The organism is Saccharothrix sp. DSM 118769 (genome assembly GCF_052936295.1).
The window spans coordinates 3,318,826-3,338,176 of sequence record NZ_CP193627.1 but is presented as its reverse complement, the minus strand read 5'-3'; the positions used below and the strand labels follow the sequence as shown (position 1 = coordinate 3,338,176).

The 19,351-nt window shown below is 72.8% G+C and carries 12 protein-coding genes; 10 read left to right on the top strand and 2 right to left on the bottom strand.

Annotation, left to right across the window (positions count from 1 at the left end; genetic code table 11):
* Positions 1–71: 71 nt before the first annotated feature.
* Positions 72–2,888, bottom strand: a complete 2,817-nt coding sequence (locus tag ACRAKJ_RS14935) for a PQQ-dependent sugar dehydrogenase (protein WP_438926210.1) — start codon at positions 2,886–2,888, stop codon at positions 72–74.
* Between the two features lie 875 nt (positions 2,889–3,763).
* On the opposite strand from ACRAKJ_RS14935, the gene ACRAKJ_RS14930 reads away from it, so the two are divergent.
* The 7 genes from ACRAKJ_RS14930 (at position 3,764) to ACRAKJ_RS14900 (ending at position 14,073) form a co-directional block, all read left to right on the top strand.
* Entirely contained in the window at positions 3,764–4,549 is a 786-nt protein-coding gene (locus tag ACRAKJ_RS14930; protein WP_438926209.1) for an FCD domain-containing protein, read from the top strand.
* A 227-nt stretch (positions 4,550–4,776) separates the two neighbouring features.
* Positions 4,777–8,250 (top strand): ThuA domain-containing protein, encoded by a 3,474-nt coding sequence (locus ACRAKJ_RS14925; protein WP_447008988.1) that lies wholly within the window; start codon positions 4,777–4,779, stop codon positions 8,248–8,250.
* An 85-nt stretch (positions 8,251–8,335) separates the two neighbouring features.
* A complete protein-coding gene (locus tag ACRAKJ_RS14920) occupies positions 8,336–9,034 on the top strand; it encodes a hypothetical protein (protein ID WP_438926128.1) in 699 nt (232 codons plus the stop codon).
* 47 nt (positions 9,035–9,081) lie between these two features.
* Positions 9,082–10,464, top strand: coding sequence for a ricin-type beta-trefoil lectin domain protein (locus ACRAKJ_RS14915; protein WP_438926127.1), 1,383 nt, complete (start codon positions 9,082–9,084; stop codon positions 10,462–10,464).
* Between the two features lie 10 nt (positions 10,465–10,474).
* Positions 10,475–11,533 (top strand): substrate-binding domain-containing protein, encoded by a 1,059-nt coding sequence (locus ACRAKJ_RS14910; protein ID WP_438926126.1) that lies wholly within the window; start codon positions 10,475–10,477, stop codon positions 11,531–11,533.
* Positions 11,534–11,552: 19 nt separating this feature from the next.
* Positions 11,553–13,058 carry an ATP-binding cassette domain-containing protein gene (locus tag ACRAKJ_RS14905; protein WP_438926125.1) on the top strand — a complete coding sequence of 502 codons (1,506 nt, stop codon included), beginning with the start codon at positions 11,553–11,555 and terminating at the stop codon, positions 13,056–13,058.
* Entirely contained in the window at positions 13,051–14,073 is a 1,023-nt protein-coding gene (locus ACRAKJ_RS14900; RefSeq protein WP_438926124.1) for an ABC transporter permease subunit, read from the top strand. The genes ACRAKJ_RS14905 and ACRAKJ_RS14900 overlap by 8 nt, the downstream gene beginning before the upstream one ends.
* Positions 14,074–14,116: 43 nt before the next feature.
* On the opposite strand, the gene ACRAKJ_RS14895 is transcribed toward ACRAKJ_RS14900, so the two are convergent.
* On the bottom strand, positions 14,117–15,964 hold the full coding sequence (locus ACRAKJ_RS14895; protein ID WP_438926123.1) for an RICIN domain-containing protein: 1,848 nt from the start codon (positions 15,962–15,964) through the stop codon (positions 14,117–14,119).
* Between the two features lie 353 nt (positions 15,965–16,317).
* On the opposite strand from ACRAKJ_RS14895, the gene ACRAKJ_RS14890 reads away from it, so the two are divergent.
* From ACRAKJ_RS14890 to ACRAKJ_RS14880, 3 genes are read left to right on the top strand one after another with little or no spacing between them, the layout of a single operon-like run.
* A complete protein-coding gene (locus ACRAKJ_RS14890) occupies positions 16,318–17,541 on the top strand; it encodes an extracellular solute-binding protein (protein ID WP_438926122.1) in 1,224 nt (407 codons plus the stop codon).
* A 4-nt stretch (positions 17,542–17,545) separates the two neighbouring features.
* Positions 17,546–18,505 carry an ABC transporter permease subunit gene (locus ACRAKJ_RS14885; RefSeq protein ID WP_438926121.1) on the top strand — a complete coding sequence of 320 codons (960 nt, stop codon included), beginning with the start codon at positions 17,546–17,548 and terminating at the stop codon, positions 18,503–18,505.
* Positions 18,502–19,317 carry an ABC transporter permease subunit gene (locus ACRAKJ_RS14880; RefSeq protein WP_438926120.1) on the top strand — a complete coding sequence of 272 codons (816 nt, stop codon included), beginning with the start codon at positions 18,502–18,504 and terminating at the stop codon, positions 19,315–19,317. The genes ACRAKJ_RS14885 and ACRAKJ_RS14880 overlap by 4 nt, the downstream gene beginning before the upstream one ends.
* Positions 19,318–19,351: the final 34 nt, after the last annotated feature.

Sequence of the window (19,351 nt, the reverse complement as noted above, 5' to 3'; positions counted from 1 at the left end):
GGTTCGTCGAGCGTGGGTCGGGTCGGTCAGGCTCCGGGTGCCCTGGCTCCGGGTGCTCGGGTCGGCGTCCGTCACGGCAGGGTCCACCGCTGGTTGGCGCCGCCGTGGCAGCTCCAGACGATCAACTGGGTGCCGTCCGCCGACCCGCCGCCGTTGGCGTCCAGGCACCGGCCCGACTGCTGGTTCACCAGCGAGCCGTTCGCACCGGCCGCCCAGTTCTGCGCCGCGCCGCCGTTGCAGGTCCACAACCGCACCAGGCTGCCGTCGGCCGTGCCGGCCGCGTCCAGGCACTTGTCCAGCGCGCGCAACGTCGTCCCGTTCACCGTCCAGCGCTGGTTCGCGCCGCCGTTGCACGTCCACAGCTGCACCTTCGCGCCGTCCGCCGTGCTGCCCGCGTTGACGTCCGCGCACTTGCCCGAGGAGCCCGTGACCGGCCCGGTCCGGGTGCCCGACGACGCGCCGAACGTGTAGGCGTCCACGTCGAACAAGGTGCCCGTGCCGCCCGCGAACGTCAGGTACAGCACGACCGTCCCCGTGGGCACGCCGGACAGCGCGGTGGACACCTCGGTGAAGGTCTCCCAACCGCCGGTCACCGGCACGGTCACCGTGCCCAGCACCGCTCCGGTGGGCGACCCGGTGCGCACGGAGATCGTGCCGCCCGCCCCGGCGGACGACACCCGGGCGGCGAACCTGGTCGTCCCGCCGAGCGCGTACGGCTCGAACGCGATCCAGTCCCCGTTCTGGATGTCGCCCACCGTGCGCCCGCCCTCGGCCGCCGCCTTGTCGTAGAGGCCGGTGCCGGACTGGGTCGAGTAGTGCTCGGCCTGGCGGTGCCGCAGCTGGAGCACGTGCTGCGTGTGGGTGGTCACCGGCGGCTGGCCGTTCGCACCGGAGTCGGTGTACTCGGCGTCGAACACCGCGAACAGGTTCGCCGCCGTGTCGTGCTCGCCGTCCACCGGGATCTGCAACGTGCCGGAGCAGCCGGTCCGCGAGGTGATCGGGTGCCCGTGGCTGTCGTGGCCGAGCACGTAGCTGACCTTCACCCTGGCGCAGTCGATCGTGCCGTCCTCCGGGTCCGAGGCCGTGACCGTGAACGGGACGCTGTCGCCGAAGCTGAACAGGGTGCCGTTGGCCGGTGTGTCGAGCCGGACCGTCGGCGCCGTGTTGCCCACCGAGATCGACACCGTGGCGGCCCCGGAGCGACCGCCGGGGTCGGTCACCGTGAGCGTCACCGCGTACTGGCCGTTGGCGGTGTAGGTGTGGGCGGGGTTGGCCGCGGTGGACCGGGTGCCGTCGCCGAAGTCCCACGAGTAGGACAGCGCGCCGCCCTCGGGGTCCGAGGAGCCGGCCGAGGAGAAGTTCACGGTCAGCGGCGCGCCGCCGGACGTGCGGTCGGCGGCGGCCCGCGCGGTCGGCGCGCGGTTGCCCGCCGGGTTGTACTCGATGCGGTAGAGCGCGGAGCTGGCGTCGCCGCTGCCCCAGCCGGTGCCGTAGTCCAGCACGTACAGGGCGCCGTCCGGGCCGAAGGTCGCGTCCATGACCTGCGTGCCGCGCCACGGGAATTCGCTGATCTGCCCGGCGGACCCGTCGGCGTTGACGTCGATGGTCTTGATCCAGCGGCGGCCGAACTCGGTGGCGAACACGTGCCCGTCCAGCGAGGCCGGGAACTTGACCGACGACGGGTTCGCCGCGTCGTACCGGTACACCGGCGCGCTCATCGGGGACTCCGAGCCGCAGCCGAACGCGGCGACCGAGCAGTTGTCGTACTTGATCCACGCCGCGCGGGCGGCCGGCAGGGTGCCCAGCCCGGTGTTGCGCGGGGAGTTGTTGACCGGGGCGGCGCAGTTGAACCGGTTCCCGGACGGCCCGGAGGGGAAGGTGTAGTCCACGTACGCCTCGGCGGTGGTGTTCGAGCCGACGCAGTAGGGCCAGCCGAAGTTGCCCGCCGAGGTGATCCGGTTGAACTCCACCAGGCCGGCCGGTCCGCGCGCGGAGGTGCTCGTGCCCGCGTCCGGCCCGTACTCGCCGAGGTGGATGGCGCCGGTGGGCTTGTCCACGTTGAAGCGGAACGGGTTGCGCAGGCCCATCGCGTAGATCTCCGGGCGGGTGTTGGCGGTGCCCTGTGCGAAGAGGTTGCCGGCCGGGATCGAGTACGACCCGTTGGCGTTCACCTTGATCCGGAGCACCTTGCCGCGCAGGTCGTTGGTGTTGCCGGCGCTGCGCTGGGCGTCGTAGGCGGGGTTGCGGTTGGTCCGCTCGTCGATGGGCGTGTAGCCGGCCGAGTCGAACGGGTTCGAGTCGTCGCCGGTGGACAGGTACAGGTTGCCCGCCGCGTCGAAGTCGATGTCACCGCCGACGTGGCAGCACATGCCCCGGTCGGTCGGCACGTCCAGCACGGTCACCTGGCTGGAGGTGTTCAGCGTGAAGTCGGCGTTGAGGGTGAATCGGGACAGCCGGTTGACCCCCTTCCACGCCGAGAAGTCCGTCCCGGTGGCCGGCGCGTCACCGGCGGGGGTGGACAGCGGCGGCGCGTAGAACAGGTAGACGTGCCGGTTGGAGGCGAAACCGGGGTCCACCCCGACGCCCTGGAGCCCTTCCTCGTCGTGCGTGTAGACCGGCACCGTGCCGACCACGGCGGTGACGCCGTCGGCCGTGGTGCGGCGCAGCGTCCCGTTGCGGGAGGTGTGCAGCACGGAGCGGTCCGGCAGCACGGCGAGCGTCATCGGCTCGCCCACCTCGGCGACCCCCCGGGCCAGTTCGACCTGCTGGAAGTCGGCCGGGTTGACCGCGTGCGCGGCGGCCGGCGCCGACGAGCCGACCACCGTCGCCACCACGCCGGCGGCCACGAGGAGGACGGCGGCCGACGCCGCCCTGACTCGGTGTCTCATGGCTGGCTCACACCCCTTGATGTCGTCTGGCGGGTTGGGCACGGTCGCGCGGCGGTCGTGCCGACAAGGCGCGGCGAAGTGGTCGCGGCCGAATTCCGCCGGGCGCGACGCGGTGCCGTGGTTCGACCCGGTGAAGAACCGGGGAGAATGGGAAAAGTGCTAAAAGCCGGGTGAACGGCGGACGTGAGCACGTCGATGTTTTCGCCGCACTGGGAAGTCTCCCTCGTCATCGTCGACGGGCGTGACCGGACCGTGCACCACGGGGGCCGGCACAACCGGGCCCCTCGGCACCGTAGCCAGCGGCAACACCACGAGTCAACGCTCAACGCTGCTAAAATTGTTAGCGCTAACTTGAGCACCGAATGGCCGAATGAGCGCTGATCCAACGGCTTCCGTACTCGACCTGGGGCGATTCCACGAGGTCACACGGCCGGATGTTGTTATCGCTCACAGAAAAGTGCCGGCGACGATTGACGGACGCGTCGAACGATGGCTACCTTGCCCGAAGGCTTCGGTTGAGCTGTGGGCGCCCCGCCTCCACGAGGGGCCGGCGACCCACCAGCCCGTCCGTCAACGATGACGATGGGACTTCCCGTGCGACGAACACCCCCGGCCCGCCGCGCACCGCGCGTCGAATCACCGCTCCCGATTCACCGGCGGGGACCACTGCCCTTTCCCGGAACGCGGTGACCGCGCGACGACGCCGCCGCGGCGAAACGCCCCCGTGACCAGCAGGTAGCGCGCAGAGGAGGTGACCATGCCCGGCCACGCCCGCACGTCCCGCCACGACTACGACGAGTCACGAGAGGATGTAAGCTGGTCGGGCGGTGTCGAGCCGCCACACTCTTCGGGTGACCCGTCACGAAGGAGCGGCGTTGACGGATGGCGCACTTGTCCCGGGGGCCGCGACCGGCGCGCCGGCCGGGCAGCAGGGCGCCACTCGGTCGAGCGAGCCGTACCGCCCCGGTTACGAGCTGGTGGCCGAGCAGATCCTCCAGCTCATCGCCGAGCTGGAGCTGCGGCCCGGCGACCGGATGCCGACCGAGAACGAGCTGGCCGCGCGGATGGGCACCAGCCGGACCGTGGTCCGGGAAGCGGTCAAGATCCTCTCCGCGATCGGGCGGGTGCGGGCGCACAAGGGGCGCGGTCTCTACGTGGCCGACGACGAGGGCATGCTCGGCTCCTCCCGCTGGGGCGGCTTCTTCCTGCCGACCAACCTCGACCACGTCTACATGCTCTTCGAGTTCCGCCGGGTCCAGGAGACCGCGGCCAGCAGGCTGGCCGCGATCCACGCGACCCCGGCGGAGCTGCGCGCCATCGGCGAGGCCGCCGAGACGTGCCGGCAGGGCCACCTGACCGACCAGGCCGCGCTGTTCGACCGGGGCGACGAGGACTTCCACCTCGCGGTCGCCGCCGCGTCGCACAACCAGTTCCTCGTCGCCGCGGTGCGCGAGGCCCGCCGCCTGCAGCACCAGTCGAGCACCATCGGCCTGCACGGCACCGTCGGCGGTCACGCGGCGGAGGCGGTCGAGGAGCACATCGCGATCTACCACGCGATCCGCGACGGCGACCCCGAGGCCGCCGCGCAGGCCGCCGCCCTCCACCTGGACAACACGCTCCAGGACTACCGCAGCGAGATCCAGCGCCGCCTCTTCGGCTGATCCCCCGGTGCCGGGCAGTTCCCCGGTGCCCGCGGCCGTGCCGCCGAACCCCCGCCCGGGTCGGCGACGGGTCCCGCGCGCCCCACGCCTGACACCCGCCACACCTGACACCCGCCGGGCTTGACGCCCGCCGGGGCCGACCGGCGACCCCGCCGGGCACCGACCTCCCGCACCCCCGCCGCCGCGCCATGCGACCAGTCGCTTCCCAGTGCCCCAGAGGAGTGGCCATGCGACACAGATCCACGCGCCTGTTCTCGATCCTGGGGTGCGCGCTGCTGATGATCGGGCTGACCTCGACGCCCGCTCCCGCGCACCCCGAGGGGTTCCACGTCCTGCTGTTCAGCAAGACCGCCGCCGGGGCCTACCGGCACGACTCGATCCCGGCCGGGATCACGATGTTCGAGCAGTTGGCCGCCCAGAACGAGTGGGAGCTGACCAGGAGCGAGGACTCGTCGGTGTTCAACGACGCCGCCCTCGCCACGTACGACGTGGTCGTCATGCTCCAGACCTCCGGCATGGTGTGGGACAACGACGCGCAGCGCTCCGCCGCGCAGAGGTACATGCGCGGCGGCGGGGGCTTCGTCGCGATCCACAACGCGACGGACATGAACGTCGAGCAGCAGTTCCCGTGGTGGGACCAGGTCCTCGGCGCCACCATGACGCAGCACTCGGCCACCGTGTCCGGCACCGCCAAGGTCGCCGACCGCAAGCACCCGTCCGGCACCGCGCTGCCGGACCGGTGGACGCGCACCGAGGAGTGGTACAACTTCACCCGCTCGGTCCGCGGCAACGCGCACGTGCTGGTCACCGCCGACGAGACGACCTACGACCCCGGCACGAGCCGGATGGGGTACGACCACCCGATCTCGTGGTGCCGCAACTTCGAGGGCGGCCGGCTGTGGGCCACCGCCATGGGGCACCAGGCGTCCAGCTACTCCGAGCCCCTGTTCCGCGAGCACGTCAAGGGCGGGGTGGAGTCGGCGGGCGGCAAGGTCCAGGCCGACTGCGGCCCCACCGCGTGGAGCAGCTTCGAGAAGGTGACGCTGGACGACAACACGGTGGGACCGGCGGCGCTCGACGTCGCCGGGGACGGCCGCGTGTTCTACGCGGAGTACGGCGGCCGGGTGAAGGTCTTCAAGCCGGACACCCGCACCACGGTCACCGCGGCGACCCTCAGCGTCTACACCGGCGGCGAGGACGGCCTGACCGGGCTCGCCCTCGATCCCAACTTCGCCACCACCAGGTGGGTCTACCTGATGTACTCGCCCGCCGGCGGCGGCGAGGACATCGCGCGGGTCTCCCGGTTCACCGTGAACGGCGACGCGCTGGACCTGTCCAGCGAGCGGGTGGTGCTCAAGGTCCCGTCGTCGCGCCAGGCCCCGGAACCGGGTCACACCGGCGGGTACCTCGCGTTCGGCCCGAGCGGCAACCTCTACATCGGCACCGGCGACGACGTCCAGCCGCACCGCTCCGACGGTTACGCGCCGATCGACGAGCGGCCGGGCTGGGCGAACAACGACGTGCAGGGCACCTCGGCCAACACCAACGACCTGCGCGGCAAGATCCTGCGCATCCACCCGGAGGCGAACGGGACCTACACCGTCCCGGCGGGCAACATGTTCGCTCCCGGCACGGCCAGGACGAAGCCCGAGATCTACGCGATGGGCTTCCGCAACCCGTTCCGGTTCTCGGTGCACCCGACGACGGGCGTGGTCTACGCGGCCGACTACGGCCCCGACGCGGCCAACGACAACGCGAACCGCGGCCCCGGCGGGACCGTGGAGTGGAACGTCATCACCTCGCCCGGCTTCTACGGCTGGCCGTACTGCATCGGCGACAACATCCCGTTCAACGACTACAACTTCGCCACCGGCCAGTCGGGCGCCAAGTTCAACTGCGACCGGCCGGTGAACAACTCGCCCAACAACACCGGGCTCACCGAGCTGCCCGCCGCGCGCAAGGCCGACGTCTGGTACGGCAACGGCGCGAACGGCAACAAGTTCCCGGAGATGGGCAGCCCGTCGGGCGGCGAGGCGCCCGGCGCGTTCCCGGTCTACCGGTACGACGCGAACAACCCCTCCCCCACCAAGTTCCCGGCCTACTTCGACCAGACGCCGTTCTTCGGCGAGTGGTCGCGCAACCGGATGTGGGAGTTCCGGGTCGGTCAGGACGGGAAGCTGTTGAAGATCAACGACTTCCTGCCGAACCTGCCCTTCAAGTCGCCGCTGGACATGAAGTTCGGCCCGGACGGGGCGATGTACCTGCTCGAATGGGGCTCCGGCTACGGTCGGGACAACCCCGACTCCGGGCTCTACCGCATCGACTACAAGAGCGGCGACCGCAGTCCGGTCGCGACCGCGACGGCGACGCCCACCTCCGGTTCCTCCCCCCTGGCGGTGCGGTTCTCCAGCGCCGGCTCCGGTGACCCCGAGGGCGGCCCGGTGACCTACCGGTGGGAGTTCGGCGACGGCGGCACGTCCACCGAGGCCAACCCCGCGCACACCTACACGGCCAGGGGGCAGTTCAACGCCAAGCTCACCGTCACCGACGCGGGCGGGAAGTCCGGCGTGACGAACGTGATCGTGACCTCGGGCAACACCGCGCCCACGGTCAACCTGAGCGTCCCCGACGGCGGTGTGTTCGGCTGGGGCGACACGATCCCGTACACCGTCACGGCCACCGACCCCGAGGACGGCACCGCCGACTGCGCCAGGGTGACCACCACCCCCGCGCTGGGCCACGACCAGCACGGGCACGACCTCGCCCCGATCCCCGGCTGCACGGGCACGTTCAAGGCCGAGACCGACAGCGCGCACGCCGAGCTGAACTCGTTCTGGGTGGCGGCGAGCAGGTACACCGACAACGGCGCGACCGGCGTGCCCGCGCTGGAGGGCAGCCGGAAGGTGCTGCTGCAACCCAAGCGCAAGCAGGTCGAGTACTTCACCGGCTCCTCCGGCGTGCGGGTCGTGGCGCAGTCCGGCGCGGAGTCGGGCGGCCGGGTCGGCGACATCGGCAACAACGACTGGGTCTCGTTCACCCCGTACAACCTCACCGGCGTCAACCAGGTGTCCGTGCGGCTGTCCTCACCGGGCGGTGGCGGGTCGATCGAGCTCCGGGCCGGTTCGCCGACGGGGGCGCTGGTCGCGACGGTCCCGGTCCCGAGCACCGGCGGCTGGGACAACTACGCGAGCACGCCCGCGGTGAACGTCACCAACCCCGGCGGCACCACGGAGCTGTTCCTGGTGTTCAAGACCGGCACGGGCACCACCTACGACGTCGACTCGATGACGTTCGTCGGGCCGGGGGTCGGCACGCCGGGCACCGGCGGCGGGACGGGCCGGGTCGTCGGCGTCGGCGGCAAGTGCGTCGACGTCAACGCCGCCGGCACCGCCGACGGCACCAAGGTCCAGCTGTGGACCTGCAACGACGGCGCCAACCAGCGGTGGACGCGCGCCGGGCAGACGCTCCAGGCCCTGGGCAAGTGCCTCACCGTCAACGGCGGCAGCACCGCGGACGGCGCGCTGGTGCAGCTGTGGAGCTGCAACGGCTCGGCGGCCCAGAACTGGTCGGCGCAGTCGGACGGCACGCTCCGCAACGGCACCAAGTGCCTGGACGCCAACGGCGGCAGCTCCGCCGACGGGACGCAGCTCATCACCTGGACCTGCAACGGCGGCACCAACCAGCGGTGGACGCTGCCCTGAGCGGGAGGGGCCGCGGCTCCGGCCCGCGCCGGAGCCGCGGCCCCACCAACCGGTCCACCCTCACCGCACGGCAAGGAGAGACGTCATGGGCAGGACCACGACGGTGGGGCGGGCACGGCCCGGGCAGCCACCGCGCCGGCCCGCCGGCCCGCGGTCGCCGTGGATCTCGGCCACCGCCCTGGTCACCGCGTTCGCGCTCGGGTTCGCCGTCGCCTTCGCGTCCGGCTCGTGGATGTCGGGACCGGACCCGACGCAGCGCCGGATCGCCGAGCTGGAACAGGCCGAGGCGCAGCGCGACGTCGAGCAGGTCGGCGCGGTGACCGAGCTGGCCAAGGGCGGCCGGGACCGCCTGGCACCGGTGCTGGCGGCGATGGCGGGGGCCGCTCCCCCGCCGGGCGGGGCGTCGCCGGTCGCGCCCACCGCCGAGGACGTGCGCGGCTGGCGCGACGTGGTGGCCGCGGAGGTGCGGCGGTACGAGGAGACGCCGTCCGCGGGCAACGGCGTGAACGTGGCCCGCACCGGGCTGCGGACCGCCGTCGAACAGCTCGCCGCCGCGGTCGACGGTTTCGCCGCCGCCGCCGGTGCCCCCCAGCCGCTGGCCGGCGAGCTGCTGGCGCTGGCCGGCGCGCAGCGCACGTTGGCGCTGCGGACCTGGTCGGTCGCCGCGCTCCAGCTGGACGTGATCAACGTCGACGCGGGCAAGGGGCACGTGCACGTGTACCTGCCCTCCGCCCCGGGGTCCGGCACGATCCCGGCCGACACGGCCCCCGAGGGCACCGGGTGACCGCCGGACCTCCCCCGGACCACACCACGCAGAACGGGAGAAGACCCGTGTTCGAGAACAACCGTCCACACCGGCTCGGAACGCTGATGGCCGCCGCCGCGGTGTTCCTGGCCGGTACCGGCGTCGCGACCGCGGCACCCGCGCCGGCGACGCCCGACACCACCCCCACCACCGCGGCCGTCACCACCGCGGCCGTCACCACCGCCGCCGCGACCGCGGGCTGCGGCAAGGCGCCGACCCTGCGCAGCGGCACGCACACGATCCAGAGCGGTGGCAAGAGCCGCAGCTTCATCCTGAGCGTGCCCGACGACTACGACAACACCCGCCCGCACCGGTTGGTCTTCGGGTTCCACTGGTGGGGCGGCACGATGAACGACGTCGCCTCGGGCGGGAGCGACGGCGACGTCTACGCCCACTACGGGCTCCGCCGGCTGGCGAACAACACCGCGATCTTCGTCGCGCCCCAGGGCATCGGCAACGGCTGGGCCAACTCCGGCGGTGAGGACGTCACCTTCACCGACGACATGATCAGGCGCATCGAGGACGACCTCTGCGTCGACACCGCGCAGCGCTTCGCCCTCGGCTTCAGCTACGGCGGCGCCATGAGCTACGCGCTCGCGTGCGCCCGGGCGGCGGTGTTCCGGGCGGTGGCGGTCATCGGCGCCCCCCGCGAGCTGAGCGGGTGCGCCGGCGGCACGCAGCCGATCGCCTACATGGGCATCCACGGCATCTCGGACAACATCGGGTCGGGACGCGCGCTGCGGGACCGGTTCGTCCGGAACAACGGCTGCGCGGCGCAGAACCCGCCGGAACCGGCGGCGGGCAGCGCCACCCACACCACCACCGCCTACGCGGGGTGCCGGACCGGGTACCCGGTGGTCTGGGCCCCGTTCGACGGCGGTCACCAGCAGGGCCCGGTGGACGGGTGCGCGGGCTGCGAGAGCGGTGCCCGGAGCTGGGTCAAGACCGAGGTGTGGAAGTTCTTCACCGGCGAGCAGCCGCCGACCCCGACCACGTTCCGGCTGCGCGGCGAGGCCTCCGGCCGGTGCCTGGACGTCAGCGGCGCGAACCCCGCCAACGGCACCCAGGTGATCGTCTGGGACTGCGGCAACGGCGCCAACCAGCAGTTCACCCGCAACGGCAGGGCGCTCCAGGTGCTCGGCAAGTGCCTGGACGTGCCGGGCAACGCCGCCGCCGGCACGCGGGTGCGGATCTGGGACTGCTCCGGCGGCGCGAACCAGCAGTGGGACCTCGACGCCGGCGGCACGGTCCGCAACGCCCAGAGCGGGCTGTGCCTCGACGTCAACGGCGCCGCCACCGCCAACGGCTCCGCGGTGATCGCCTGGAACTGCCACACCGGCCCGAACCAGCGCTGGTCGCAGCTCCAGGGCGGCACGGCCGCCGGCTCACCGCACGACACCGCGCGCTAGGAGACCCGCCGTGCAGACCAGGACCCGCGCCCGCCTCGCCGCCGTCGCCGCCCTCACCACCGCGCTCGGCGCCTGCGGCGCCCCGGGTCCGGGGTCGGGGACCCCGGGCGCGCCGGTGGTCGGTGTCGACTACCCCCGGTCGGACACCGACTTCTGGAACTCCTACATCGAGTACAGCCCCGGGTTCGCGGAGGAACTGGGTCTCCGGCTCACGACGACCAACTCCCAGAACGACGTCGCCAAGCTCACCGCCAACGCCCAGGCGTTCATCAGCCAGGGCGTCGAGGGCGTCGCGATGGCCCCGCAGGACACCGCCGCCATCGCACCCGCGCTGGAGCAGCTGGCGGCGAAGGGCATCCCGGTGGTCACCGTGGACACCCGGCCCGACAGCGGCAGCGCGTACGTGGTGGTCCGGGCGGACAACCGCGCGTACGGCGAGAAGAGCTGCCGGTTCCTCGGCGCCAAGCTGGGGGGCCGGGGCAAGGTCGTCATGCTCCAGGGCGACCTCGCCTCGATCAACGGGCGCGACCGCACCGAGGCGTTCAACGACTGCATGGAGACCCACTACCCGGGCATCACCGTGCTCGGGGAGGCCACGAACTGGGACGGCGCGGTCGCCGCGCAGAAGCTCCAGACCGACCTCACCGCCCACCCCGACGTCAAGGGCGTCTACATGCAGTCGAGCTTCGCGCTCGCCGGCACCCTCCAGGTGCTCAGGCAGAAGGGCCTGCTGGTGGGGCCGGAGGACCCCCGGCACGTGCACGTGGTCTCCAACGACGGCATCCCCGAGGAGCTGATGAGCATCGCCGAGGGCCGGATCGACGCCACCGTCTCCCAACCGGCCGACCTCTACGCCAAGTACGCCCTGCACTACCTCAAGGCCGCGATCGACGGCGAGGTGCTCACCCCCGGCAGGACCGACCACGACAGCACGATCATCCAGGTCCGCGACGGCCTCCTGGAGGACCAGCTCCCCGCTCCCCTGGTGACCGCCGACGGCGGCACCTACGACGGCGTTCCCAGCCTCAGGAGCGACGACGGGTCCCTGTGGGGCAACGCGCGCGGCTGATCGGGAGGGCGGCACGACGATGGCCACGACTGCGCCCGTCGCCGAGGCGACGGGGTTGACGAAGCGGTTCGGCTCCACGGTGGCCCTGCACGGGGCCGCCATCAGCGTCGAGGAGGGGCGGACGCACGCCCTCGTCGGGCGCAACGGCGCGGGCAAGTCGACCCTGGTGTCGATCCTCACCGGGCTCCAGGCCCCGGACGAGGGCGAGGTGCGGTTCGGCGGCGAGCCCGCGCCCCGGCTCGCCGACCGCCACGCCTGGCGGCGGCGGGTGGCGTGCGTCTACCAGAAGTCCACGGTCATCCCGGAGCTGTCGGTCGCCGAGAACCTGTTCCTCAACCGGCACGACCGCGGCCCCGGCGGGCTGATCAGCTGGCGGGCGGTGCGCCGCGGGGCGAGGGAGCTGCTGGACACCTGGTCGGTCGACGTGGACGTGCGCGCCCCCGCCGGGGAGCTGGACGTCGAGCAGCGGCAGTTCGTGGAGATCGCCCGTGCCCTGTCGTTCGGGGCGCGGTTCATCGTCCTGGACGAACCGACCGCCCAGCTCGACGCCGCCGCCATCGCCCGGCTGTTCGCCCGGATCGGCGAGCTCCAGCGGCAGGGCGTCACCTTCCTGTTCATCAGCCACCACCTCCGGGAGGTCTACGAGATCTGCGACGTGGTGACGGTGTTCCGCGACGCCCGGCACGTCCTGACCGCCGCGGTCGACGAGCTGCCGCGCGCCGACCTGGTCGCCGCCATGACCGGCGAGGTCGGCGCGCGGGCCGGCGGTGTGCGCCGCAGCCCGCCGCCGGGGGCCGCCGACGTGCTCAGGGTGGACGGCGCGTCGCTGCCCGGTGCCTACCACGACGTGTCGTTCCGCGTCCGGGCCGGGGAGGTCGTCGGTCTCGCCGGCGCGGCGGGCAGCGGCCGCGTCGAGATCGCGGAGACCGTCGTCGGGCTGCGGGCCGCCGCGCGCGGCACCGTGGAGATCGCGGGCTCGCGGCCCCGGCCGGGCAGCGTGCCCGCCGCCCTGGCGGCCGGGGTCGGGTTCGTGCCGCGGGACCGGCACCACCAGGGCCTCGTGCCGGGGATGTCCATCGCGGACAACGTGACCCTGACCGTCCCGGAACGGCTCGGCCGCGCGGGGTTCATCGACGGTCGCCGCCGCGACGCCCTCGCCAGGTCCGTGATCGGGAGGCTGGCCATCAAGGCGCCGGGCCCCCGGCTGCCGGTCAGCGGTCTCTCCGGCGGCAACCAGCAGAAGGTCGTCATGGCCCGCGCGCTGGCCAACGACGCCGCGGTGCTGGTGCTGATCAACCCGACCGCCGGCGTCGACGTGCGGTCGAAGGAGTTCCTCCTCGGCAAGGTCGAGGAGGTCGCCGCGTCCGGCACCGGGGTGCTCGTCGCCTCCGACGAACTCGACGACCTGCGCCTGTGCGACCGGGTCCTGGTGGTGTTCCGGGGCGGGGTGGTCGCCGAGTTCGCCCGCGGCTGGCACGACCACCAGCTCGTGGCCGCGGTGGAGGGGGTGGACCTCGGTGCGTGAGACCCCGGTGCGCGAGACCACCGTGGGTGGGACCACGACCGGGGGTGGGCGGCGGATCGCCCTCGCCCGGCTGCGCGACCTGGCGCTCGTCCCCGCGATCGTCGTGATCGCGATCGTCGGCCACCTGGTCAGCCCGGTGTTCCTGCGGGCCGACAACCTCGTCAACATCCTCCAGACCATGTCCGAGATCGCCGTCCTCGTCCTGGCCCAGGCGCTGGTCCTGATCGTCAAGAAGATGGACCTCTCCCTGGAGTCCACCGTCGGCCTCGCGCCGGGGGTCGCCGCCTGGCTCACGGTGCCGGTCGGCGCGGGGCACGGGCTGGGCCTGGTGCCGGGCGGCTGGTCGGTGCCCATCACGCTGGCGGTCGGCGTGCTGGTCGGCGTCGTCAACGCGCTGTTCGTCATCCGGTTCGGGCTCAACGGGTTCATCGTGACGCTCGGCATGCTGATCGTGCTGCGCGGCGTCCTCACCGGCATCTCGGGCGGTCAGACGTTCTTCCGGCTCCCCGGGTCGATGCTCTACCTCGGCACGGCGCAGTGGCTCGGCGTGCCCGCCTCGGTGTGGGTGTGCCTGGTCCTGTTCGCCCTCGGCGTCGTGGTCCTCGGCTTCACCGGCTTCGGCCGCTCCCTGTACGCGATCGGCGGCAACGTCGACGCCGCCAGGGCCGCCGGCATCCGCACCGACCGGGTGCTGTGGGTCGTCCTCGTCACCGCCGGCCTGCTCGCCGCCCTCAGCGGCCTCCTGCTGTCCGGGCGGCTGGCCTCGGTCGCCTCAGGCCAGGGCAACGGCTACATCTTCACCGTGTTCGCCGCGGCCGTCATCGGCGGCGTCAGTCTCAACGGCGGCAAGGGCACCGTGTTCGGCGCCTTCACCGGCGTGCTGCTCCTCTTCGTGATCCAGAACGTGCTGACCCTCGGTGGCGTCCCCGCGCAGTGGACCGGCGCGCTCAACGGCGCGATCATCCTCGTCGCGCTGGCGCTGTCCCGCGTCACCGGGGGCAGGGCGCAGGAGTGAGCGGACCGCCGCACCGACGGGTCGGGTCGAGCGGCGGAGGTGCTCACCGGTCGCCGTGCCCGGGGAGGCGCCAGGTCTGGTTGAGCGGGCTGCCCTGACCGGTCGGGTTGCACGTCCACTGGTGGACCGGGGCGCCCGGCACGGTGGAGACGGCGCTGACGTCGACGCACTTCCCGCTGTGCCGGGCCACGAGCTGGTGGTCGTCGGGGTCGTTGCCGGCGTAGGAGACCCTCCGCAGGGCGAACTGCTGGTTGACGCCGCCGTTGCAGGACCACTGGATGACCGCGGCACCCTCCGCGGTGGACGCGCCGTTGACGTCCAGGCACTTGCCCGACTGCTGGTTGACGACCGCGTAGGTGCCGGCGAGCCCCGCCACCGGGCGGAAGTCCCACCGCTGCTCGTCACCGGAGCCGCACGGCGACTGCTGCTGGCGGGTGCCGTCGGCGGTGCTGCGGCCGGGGTTGGTCAGGCACTGCCGCGAGTGCTGCGCGACCGCGGTGGACCGGAAGGCGCCACCGGTGTCCGAGGGCGGCAGGACGGTGATGGTGAACGCGTCGTCCGCGTTGGTGTGCGGCAGGGTCACGGTGGTGGCGTTGCCGGACAGGGCCACGACCGAGTCCAGGACGGTGACGGGGCCTTGGACCGCGCCGCCGCCGTTGTGCGGGACGCGCTCGGCGAGCACCCGCACCCGGTTGTCGCGCACGACGCCCTCGGTGGTGTCGAGGCCCAGCAACCGGACCGCGATGTTCCCCGTCGTGCGGCCACCGCCGACCAGCACCTTGGCCTCGCCCGGCGCCTTCGTCGCGAACCCGTCGTAGGACGCGCTGGGCGTGACCGCGGCGATCCGCCCGGTCTGCGAGCCGTAGAAGCGGTAGACCCACCACTCGCCCTTGGGCTGGTGCCGACCGGCCGAGTCGCGGACGAGCAGGTTGCCGAGGTCGTTGTGCAGGTTGCCACCGCCCGCCCAGTTCGCGCGCAACCCGTCCACGCCGGCCCGTTCCAGCCGTGCGATGTACCAGGAGCCGTCACCGGGGTTCTGCTCCGACTGGGACCCGTACTCGTTGATCTGGTAGGGGCGCGGGTGCGGGATGCCGCGTGCGCCCAGGGTGGCATCGGCCGTCGCCGCGTTCGCCACCGGGTCGCCCGGCAGCGAGTGCCAGCTGATGATGTCGGGGACGACGCCGTTGGCCCGCGCGAAGTCGAGGTACTGGGTCCACCACCCCGACGTCGACGGGACGCACGCGCAGCTCGGGCCGACGATCAGGTGCGTCGGCAACGCGGCCCGGACGCGCTGGTGCGTGCGCCGCACGAGTTCGAAGTACTGCGACTGCGGTCGGTTCCAGAACAGCGGGATGTTGGGCTCGTTCCAGGTGTCCCACTGCACCGGCGCGCCCGTCGCCCGCACGTCGTCGATCAGGCGGGTGAGGAAGTTGTCGTAGTCGGTCCAGTCGCCGTTGTCGCCGGGGAACCGGGAGATCGGGTAGCCGTCCGCGCCCCACAGGTCGTGCGGCAGCAGGACGAACTCGCCGCCCAGCGACCGGGTGCGCAGCAACTGGGCGCGGGTCGCGTTCCACCGGCGCTCGTACTTGCCCGACACCCAGCCGCCCGGGGCGTCGAGCTGGGCGCCGCCGGCGCGCATGTACCGGAACCGCACGTCGCGGAAGAAGTCGTCCGCGGGTGCGGACGCGTTCTCCGTCATGCCGTAGATCCAGCCCGACGCCCGGTGGGTCGGCGCGCCGCCCGTCACGGCGAAGTCGACGGTTAAGGACTCGTCCCCCGCCTGCGCCGGTGGGCCCGGGACGACGACGGACGCGGCGACGGACACCGCGGCGGTGAGGAACGGGATGATCCCTCGGGAGCGGACGCGCCGCCTCCTGGTCGTGGTGCTCACGCCTGGCTCCTCGTGCGGGGAAGGGGCGGCGACCGGGGCAGGCCCGGCGTGGTGCGCCGGGGGCGGTTCGCCGTTGGACCGTGCCGAGCCCGACCGCAGTCGGACGGTGAGTCGAACCGGTTCGCTCACCAGTGAGCGTAGGCTCCGAGCCCCGGCGGAAGCAACGATACCGCCCGTCGAATTGATTCGACTCCCGCTGTACACGACCTTCTGGGGCATACCGGACCACCCTTGCGGTCGCCTCCGACGAGCGGTGGACATCGCCGGTTCCACCCTGCACACTAGGTGCTGCTCGAACCGGTTCGACAGTGCGGACCGGCGGAGGCCGGAACCCGATCACCAGGAGAAGCACAGTGAGCCGCTCCCCCTTCGCAGCCGGTGTGCTGGCCCTGACCGTGGTCGCCTCGGTGACCGCGTGCTCCTCGCCGGACGCCTCCACCCCCGGCGCGTCCGCGCCGTTCACCCTCTGGGACCCCTACCCGCAGCAGGGGCCCGACTCGGCCTGGGCCAAGGCCGTCGCGTCCTGCGGCGCGGCGTCTGGCGTCACGATCGAGCGCACCGGTCACGACACCACGGACCTGACCACCAAGGTGCTGCTGGCCGCGCAGCAGGACGTCCCGCCGACGGTGCTCGTCGTGGACAACCCCGTGGTGTCCACGCTCGCCGAGGGCGGGGTGCTGAGGACCGCGGAGGAGCTGGGCGCGGACATCTCCGGCGTCGAACCGAACCTGGTGGCCGCCGGGCAGCTGAACGGCCGGACCTACGGCGTCCCGATCGGCGCCAACACCTTGGCGCTGTACTACAACGAGGCGGTCCTGGCCGGGGCGGGCGTGGACGTGGCGTCGATCCGCGACTGGGCGTCGCTGACCGCGGCGCTGGACGAGGTCGTGCGGTCCGGCAAGAAGGGCATCACCTTCTCGGCGGTGGGCACCGAGGAGGGCACGTTCCAGTTCCTGCCCTGGTTCTGGGGCGCCGGGGCGGAGCTGACCGACCTGTCCTCGGCCGACGCCGCGGCCGCGCTCGACCTGTGGAAGGGCTGGCTCGACAAGGGCTACGCGCCCACCACGGTGGTCGGCAACACCCAGACCGCGAGCTGGCAGGAGTTCGAGACCGGGGAGTACGCCTTCGCCGAGAACGGCACCTGGCAGCTGTCGGGGGTCGCCGGGTCGGGGCTGGACATCGGCGTGCTGCCCATCCCGGGGCGGACCGGGGGCACCGCGCCCGCCCCGACCGGCGGCGAGTTCGTGACCGTCCCCGTGCAGGCCGACAGCTCCCGCGACGCGACCGCCCGCACCGTCGTGGACTGCCTGACCAGCGGGGAGAACGCCCTCGCCGTCGACACCGCCCTGTCCTACGTCTCGGCGCGCCCGGACGTGCAGGCCGAGCAGGTGGCCGCCGAGCCCGGCTTCTCCTCCTGGGTGCGGGCCGTGAAGGCCGCCCGGGGCCGCACCGCCGACGGCCTCGGCACGAAGTACCCCCGCATCTCCGAACCGCTGTGGAACGCCGTGCAGGCGGGGCTGACCGGCTCGCTGCCCGTGCGCGACGCCCTGTCCCGGGCGCAGTCGGCGGTGGGCTGACGCCGTGCGCGCCCCCGAACCGCCCGGCGCCCGGGACGCGGCGCAGGACCCGCCGGGCGGCGCGCCCCCCGCTCGACCGCCCCGCCGCCCGGAGCAGCTGACCGCGTGGGCGTTCCTCACCCCGCTCGTGCTGTACCTCGCGCTGTTCTACGCCTACCCGCTGCTGCGCAACGTGGACCTGAGCCTGCGGTCCTACACCGTCCGGTCGTTCGTCCGGGGCGGGGCGGCGTTCGCCGGCACGGCGAACTACGGGGAGGTGCTGGCGAACCCCGCGTTCGGGCGGGCGCTGGTCACCACGGTGCTGTTCACGGCCGCGTCGCTGGCCCTCCAGTACGGGATCGGGCTCGCCCTGGCGGTGTTCTTCCACCGGCACTTCCCGCTGTCGGCGACGTTGCGCGCCTTGTTCCTGGTGCCGTGGTTGCTGCCGCTGATCGTGTCCGCGTCGACCTGGGCGTGGATGCTCAACAGCGAGGCGGGCGTGGTCAACGCGCTGGTCGAGGCGCTGGGGTTCGGCCAGGTCGGCTGGCTGACCTCGCCGGGCTGGTCGCTGGTCTCGGTGACCGTCGCCAACACCTGGATCGGCGTCCCGTTCAACCTGGCGATCCTCTACAGCGGCTTGCAGGCGATACCGAAAGAGGTCCACGAGGCCGCGGCGCTCGACGGCGCCACCGGCCGGCAGCGGTTCCGGCACGTCACCTTCCCGCTGCTGCGCCCGGTCTCGTCGATCACGCTCCTGCTCGGGCTGGTCTACACGCTCAAGGCGTTCGACGTCGTGTGGATCATGACGAAGGGCGGTCCCAGCGGCTCCTCCACCACGCTGGCCACCTGGTCCTACCAGCTCGGGTTCGGCAGTCCGCTGCCGAGGTTCGGCCAGGGCGCGGCGGTGGGCACCGTGCTGATCCTGCTGACCCTCGTCGCCGCCGTCGCGCACCTCCGCGCACGCGACCGCCGGGAGGACCGATGAGGCGGACCCGCCTGTGGAAGACCGCGGTCGGCGTGGTCCTCACCGCGCTGATGCTGTTCCCGGTCTACTGGATGGTCAACGTCTCGCTCACGCCCGCCGAGCGGATGCGCCGGGACCCGCCGGACCTCCTGCCGCTGCACCCCACGTTCGAGGGCTACCGCCGCTTCCTCGCCGACCAGCTGCCCTACCTGGGCACCAGCCTGGCGATCGGCCTCGGCACCGCCGCGCTCACCCTGGCGGTCGCCGCGCCCGCCGCGTTCGCGCTGGCCACGCTCCGGCTGCGCGGGCGGGGAGCGCTCGAACTCGCCCTGGTGGTCGCGCAGATGATCCCCGGCGTCGTCATGGCCCTCGGATTGTACGGGACCTACGTCCAGCTCGGCATCGTCAACCAGGCGTGGGGGCTCGTCATCGCCGACTCGACCATCGCCGTGCCGTTCGCCGTGCTCGTCCTGACCGCGTTCATGTCCGGCATCCCCGAGGAGCTGACGCAGGCCGCCCGCGTCGACGGCGCGGGCACGCCGCGGGTGTTCTGGTCGATCGTCCTGCCGGTCAGCCGCAACGGCCTGGTCACCGCCGGGCTCTTCGCGTTCCTGTGGGCGTGGTCGGACTTCGTGTTCGCCTCCACCCTGGACGCCGGCGGCGCGCACCAGCCGGTGACCCTGGGCATCTACAAGTACATCGGCAACAACAACCAGGAGTGGAACGCCATCATGGCCACCGCGGTCGTGGCCTCGATCCCCGCGGCGGTCCTCCTCGTCCTCGCCCAGCGCTACGTCGCCGAGGGCGTCACCGCGGGCGCGGTCAAGGACTGAGATCCCGACGCACCGCCGGAAGGACCACCGTGTC